At 30.7% G+C, this 6,383-nt stretch carries 6 protein-coding genes; 5 read left to right on the plus strand and 1 reads right to left on the minus strand.

Going from position 1 to position 6,383, the window contains the following annotated elements; all coding sequences use genetic code 11:
• Window positions 1-121: 121 nt before the first annotated feature.
• The 5 genes from CN692_RS21540 to CN692_RS21560 all read left to right on the plus strand — a co-directional run bounded on the left by CN692_RS21540 (window position 122) and on the right by CN692_RS21560 (window position 5,761).
• The gene (locus CN692_RS21540; RefSeq protein WP_179874511.1) at window positions 122-1,711 is read left to right on the plus strand and encodes a beta-N-acetylhexosaminidase; all 1,590 of its coding nucleotides are present in this window, start codon (window positions 122-124) and stop codon (window positions 1,709-1,711) included.
• Window positions 1,712-1,739: 28 nt separating this feature from the next.
• Entirely contained in the window at window positions 1,740-3,140 is a 1,401-nt protein-coding gene (locus CN692_RS21545; RefSeq protein ID WP_098121180.1) for an MFS transporter, read from the plus strand.
• A gap of 346 nt (window positions 3,141-3,486) precedes the next feature.
• Entirely contained in the window at window positions 3,487-4,008 is a 522-nt protein-coding gene (locus tag CN692_RS21550; RefSeq protein WP_098121181.1) for a transcription elongation factor GreAB, read from the plus strand.
• A gap of 441 nt (window positions 4,009-4,449) precedes the next feature.
• Window positions 4,450-4,893 (plus strand): MarR family winged helix-turn-helix transcriptional regulator, encoded by a 444-nt coding sequence (locus CN692_RS21555; protein ID WP_098121182.1) that lies wholly within the window; start codon window positions 4,450-4,452, stop codon window positions 4,891-4,893.
• Window positions 4,894-5,014: 121 nt separating this feature from the next.
• Entirely contained in the window at window positions 5,015-5,761 is a 747-nt protein-coding gene (locus CN692_RS21560) for an SDR family NAD(P)-dependent oxidoreductase (RefSeq protein WP_098121183.1), read from the plus strand.
• Between the two features lie 208 nt (window positions 5,762-5,969).
• On the opposite strand, the gene CN692_RS21565 is transcribed toward CN692_RS21560, so the two are convergent.
• Entirely contained in the window at window positions 5,970-6,197 is a 228-nt protein-coding gene (locus tag CN692_RS21565) for a hypothetical protein (RefSeq protein WP_098121184.1), read from the minus strand.
• Between the last annotated feature and the right edge of the window lie 186 nt (window positions 6,198-6,383).

The following is a 6,383-nucleotide window of genomic DNA, read 5'->3' on the forward strand; positions in this document are numbered from 1 at the left end:
TAAATACAGCAAAATGAAAGGGTTTACACTAGAATAAAAAATCAGAATTTTTAGGTAAATATTAATGTGAATCCAGAAAAATTTACAAAGTTTAATATAAATAATGAAAGAAGGAGATTTTATGAATTTAATACCAAAAATCAACGGAAATATTGAAATAAAAGAAAATATTTGTTTTTTAATAAAGGAATCTCTAACAATTAGAAACGCAGATTTCAGTGAATTGGGAATTGAAGTATTTTCAGAGCGACTAAATTCTAAATGTGGCATTTTAGTTTCACATTCAGATTTAAGTTCAGATCCAAGCATTGATCTTATAAAAGACTCCTCAATTCAAAAAGATGGCTATAAGATTGATATTTCCGATGAGCAAATAAAAATATATTCAAAAAATGACGCTGGGGTAACGAATGCACTTACGTCACTATATGTATTAATTGTCGATGCAATTAAAAATTCGAATCGAAACTTAAAGGGAGTTAGTATTACTGATTATCCTAAGTTTGAGCATAGAGGATTATTAGTTGATGTTAGCCGTAACTTCTTCGGGGTTAGTGTAATGAAAAAAATCATCGAAGAAATGGCATTAAATAAATTAAATGTATTACATTGGCATTTATCTGATGACCAAGGATGGAGAATTGAGTCAAAAGTATTTCCAAAATTGACTGAAAATCAAGCTCATTATTCACAAGATGAAATAAGAGATGTAATTAAGTATGCCGAAGCAAGAGGCGTTGAAATCATACCAGAAATCGATATGCCAGGCCATGTTACCGCCTTGTTAACTGCCTATCCAAATTTAAGCTGCTTTGATGAAAAAGTGGAGTTAGTAAATTGTGCTGGTGTTTTTAAAACAGTTTTATGTCCGGGAAAAGAATCAACATATACTTGGGTATTTAAGCTATTAGACGAAATGGTTCAGCTATTCCCTTCTAAAAAATTTCATATAGGTGGAGATGAAGTTCCTAAAACGAATTGGAAATCATGTCCTCATTGTTTGGCATTAATGAAGAAGGATAACATTTCTAATTTTGATGACCTTCAATATGCTTTTACCAAAAGAATAACAGAGCATTTAATTCAGCATGGAAAAGAAGTAATTTGTTGGAATGAAACATTAAGATCAAAAGAGGTTGAAAAAAATATTACGACACAGTATTGGGTTGAATTTACGGAGGAAAGCTACTGCTTACCATATTTTAATGAAGGATACGAAGTAATATTTTCAGATATGTTTAATAACTATTTTGATTATCCATATTCCATCGTAACTTTACAAAAGACATATGATTATACACCTTCTTTAAAAGCTTCGAATGTACTTGGAATCGAAGGAGCAACTTGGACTGAAAGAGTTGGTACGCCTGAAATTTTAGAATATATGATTTCTCCTAGAATTAATGCACTTGCTGAATCAGCTTGGACAATTAATCGAAATTATGAAGATTTCTTAATTCGACTGAAAGTATATATGGAAGATTTAAAGTTAATTACTCTAAATTGTGCTCCGTTTGAAGCTGCAACAATTAGTGGAGAGGCTGCTAAAGAAGAATCAAAACAATTTTTAATGATGATGTTTGAACTACTTCAAACTAGCGATATTGACATGGGATTAGATGAAAGTGAAAAACAAGTGATGTTATCTAAGTTCTTAAATAATATATTTGATGAAAAAACAGCTGCAGAATTTATAAACCAATTAATGTAATGATAATTGAAAGTAAGGGTGATTAAGGATGGGGAAAAATTCGATTGTCAATGAAAGAGTTATCATAGAAAATAATGCGAATCCAAAAAGTTTGTTTGCTACATCTAGATTAGAGAGGTTTATGTACAACATTTATTTCTTTGGTCAAAATATTATTTTCTTTATTGTCTCATCATTTTTAGCAGTATATTATACAAATGTTTTAGGGATTAGTGCCACAACAGTAGGAAGTATTCTTCTACTTGCAAGAATTTGGGATGCATTTGTAGATCCAACTCTTGCAACTGTTATTGAACGATTAAACTTAAAAAGCGGTAAGTTTAAGCCATGGGTAAATCTTGCAGCAATAACAGTACCAGTTATGACATTCCTTTGTTTTGGTTTTGGTAATCAACTTCTTCATGCATCTGAGGGTGCACGTATTGCATATGCGGCAATAACATATCTAATTTGGGGTACACTTTATGCCGCTGCTGATGCACCTGCCTTCGCATTTTCAACGGTAATTACACCAAATCCAGAAGAAAGAACAGTCCTTCTTGCAAACAATCAAATTACTGGAATTATCGGTATTCTTGTTGCGGTAGCCGCATTTCCCAGTGTTTTAAAGGCTACGCATAATAATTACATGATTACTGTTTTAATATTTTCAATCATAGCATTTATTGTCATGTCATTTACAAGATTCGTAAAAGAGCGTGTAAAATCAAATAAAAAAGAACCAGCAATTAAAGAAATCCTTCATTCACTACTAAATAATAAATATTTAAAAACAATTGTAATTGTCAATATTATTGCAAATGGAGTAAATTTTACGAATACATTAGCACCATTCGTAGCTACTGATATTTACAAAGATGCAACAAAAGTTTCACTTATACTTGGTGTTGGAATACTACCAGTCGTTTTAGTTGCTCCATTTGTTCCAAGACTAATAAGAAAATTTGGTAAAATCAAACTTATGTCAGTTGCATTAGGCGCAAATGCGTTACTGTCATTCATTACATTTTTTGTAGCTTACGAAAACTTTGGGCTATTTTTAGGAATATCTGTTCTTAAAGCAATTTTTATTGCTCCACAGCTTGTAATTTATCCGATGTTCTTTGCCGACTCGGTTGAATATGATTGTTATCAAAATGGTACTCGTTTTGAAGCAGTAATATTTGCAACTCAAACTTTTAGCTCAAAAATTATCGGCGCAATATCTGGAGGACTTGGAATGTGGATTATTGGTGTAGCTGGTTATAAAGCTGCTACAGGTGGACATGCTATTACACAAACTGCAGGAACACTTAAATCATTATGGGCAACATTTAATTTAGGTGGGGCAGTTGGATGTTTAATTGCTTTAATCATTTTCCTTAAGTTCTATGATTTATCAGAAGATAGAGTAAAAGAAATGGCAGTTGCTAATCAAACTAAAAACTGAATTTTATATATTATTGAAAGAGACTAGCGAAACTACGCTAGTCTTTTTGATGTTTTATTTATAAAAGTTTTGGAGTAGAAGTGGTCGAATAATACGTAAATAAAATTTGTAAAAAATAGAAAGTAATCACTCCAATAGTACATATGATGGGTCTACTTGGTATTAGGCTCATCAATTTACATGAAAAGTAAAAATCAACAACATTTAATAACAGGGCATTTATAAAATAGACGTAATTTTCCCAAGTCACAGGTGTGGATACTCAATGTATAATAAGTTTGTGGGAGATGCTGGTAGTTTCTAAATAAAAACTAACCAAATAAATACATAAAAGGGGTCTAATTTAATGAAAAAGTTTTTTTCTGTTTTACTGCTAATCTTAGTCATGTTAACTGGTTGTAATTCCGATACCGTTTACTCATCTGGTTATGATGGTAAAAAATTAATTATTGGTGTTATAGGTAATTTTCCAAAAGTAAGTGAAGGGAATGTGAAATTCAAAAAAATAAGTTTTAAAAAAATAGAGGAAAACAAAAAACTTTCGTCAGAATTTGATGCCGTTTTTATTATGAAGAAACATCTCTCCGAAGCTTCCGACAGTAAATATGCAAACATTTACAAACATTCCGATATTCCGTTTTTCTTTATTGGATCAAAAAAATCATATATAGCATTTGTAGATGAACAATTTACCTACGAAGATGCGCCTAATTTAAGAAACCCACCATATTCAATAGGTTACCCATTTGGGAAAGGGAAAAATCAATATTGTGCAAATGATATTGACAAAGTAAACAAAAATACAATTGACGATGCATACTCTCGAATATTTACATCTATTGATTCTGGTAAATGCTTTAACGATTAATAAATGCAATTTGAGTGTTTGTGAAGAATTATCATGCACTAACTGGCTATGCTGATTACCTGAAAGAAAAAGGAATTAACAATCAACTTGATGAAATATAATGAACTCTTATGTAACGAATGCGTTCGTTACATAAAAAACTCTAAAGGCTGCCTAAACAGACAGTCTTTATTTAGTTTAAAATTCAACATTTTATTTAAACAGAGACTAAATATTAAAGAATGATTAATAGAAAACAGATTGATAATTTAACGTTTTTTTTAGATAGAGATTATTGATAATTGACTAATTTAAATTACGGAAATTAAATAATAATATTATGTAAACCGAAAACTATTTATAGAATCAATATTATATTATTAAACCAACAATAGGACATTGACTACTCCCAAAAAATACTTTAAAATTACCTTTAATTCAAGATAATTGAAAGGAGTTGATATGATGAAAAATGATCAAATTTCAACAACTAATTCGCTCCAATTATTTTCAGAAATTAGTAGGGCAAATCGATTTATAACTGATTCTTCAATTAATAATATAAAGTGTTTTGGATTAAACTTAACTGAATTTGCAGTTTTAGAGTTGTTATATCATAAAGGGGATCAGCCAATCCAACAAATTGGTAAAAGAATATTAATTTCAAGTGGGAACATGACCTATGTATTAGATAAACTTGAGGCAAGGCGATATATTGAACGATTGCATTGTCCTAAAGATCGAAGAGTAATCTATGCAGTTTTAACTGATGAAGGTAGGAACGTAATTTGTACCATTTTTCCAGTTCACCGAGAAATGATTCACCAACTATTTTCCGAATTAAATTCAGTTGAAAAAGATATGTTGATTTATTTATTAAAAAAGGTAGGATTAAATGAGAAATAATCTCAATGTAAAGATAACTTGATTCAAAATAAATCTTAGCGAAAAGCTGTCATTAGACGGCTTTTTTTGTTAAGGATGGAAATAATAAAAATAGACTAATAGTTAAATGAGGTATGTAATCATGGATGGGAAGTTTAAAGGTAAATCAGTCATCATTACAGGAGGGGCTAATGGCATTGGTGAGGGGATTGCTCTTGCTTTTGGAAAATTAGGAGCACTGGTTTTTATTGCTGATATTGATGGAGAAAAAGGAAATAAAGTAGTACAGAAAATTGAGGGAAATGGTGGAAGAGCAATATTTCATAAAACAGATGTTGGAATCGAAGAAGATATAATAAATCTTATTAACAGTGTAATCGCTCAAACTTCTACACTTGATATTTTAATTAATAATGCAGGAATCTCTGTTTTTAAGCCATTTTTGAACTTAACTACGGATGAATGGGAAAGAGTGATCAATACAAATTTGAGAAGTGTTTTTATATCATCCAGAGAAGCTGCCAAAGTGATGAAAAATGGAGGAAGAATCATAAATATGGCATCAACTAGAGCAATGATGTCGGAGCCGAATTCAGAGGCTTATGCAGCATCTAAGGGTGGAATTGTATCTATTACGCATTCGTTAGCTGCATCATTACAGCCAAATGGTATAACAGTAAATTGCATTAGCCCCGGATGGATTGAAGTTAGTCATTATGAGGAATTAAAAGAAACTGACCATCTTCAACATTGGTCGAACAGAGTTGGTAAACCTGAAGACATAGCTAAAGCTTGTATTTATTTAGCAGATCCAGAAAACAACTTCATTAACGGTCAAAATATTATTGTTGATGGTGGTATGACAAAGAAAATGATATACGAAGAATAGAAAAAGCAAGGGAAAGTAACTCTAACGGGTTCGGTTGACGGGGAGAAAACTTATAAAAATACACTTATTATCAATTGAATTAGCAATATAAATAACATGCTAATTGGTATTAGTTAATAATATGAGAAAAAGGCATCGCTAAAGAGCAATGCCTTTTTTTGTTCATTTCTTGTTGAACTAACGCATGCGTTAGTTGAATTTGTGGAATCTAAAATTTCTTTTCTTTTAATTCTTTCATAAAGTCTTCAAGCTCTAATTCTTTATGGGTGGGTAGTGCTTTAGTAATTCTCTTATTAATATTGAATAAAAAATATAAGCCTCTAATCAATATGCCAAAAAATATACCAAAAGCAATAGCTCCTCCAATTGCTGGTGGTAACCAAAAAAGGAAATATCCAATGATTGTAAATAAAACAACTAATAAAATTAAAAACATGCTTATTTGCCCTCACATTAATTATTTTATTAATGATATTCGATAGCATTTTATTTTTTCCTTTTATTACCATTAATAGTTTTCGTTAAAATGATGTTTCACATATAAATTAATTCTAAAACTTATGTAAATAGCTGCCTTTGGTCGGTATTTATGTTCAACTAAAGCATGCTTGTGCGGCCGAGC

This window comes from Bacillus sp. AFS002410 (assembly GCF_002556365.1).
GTDB lineage: Bacteria > Bacillota > Bacilli > Bacillales > Bacillaceae_G > Gottfriedia.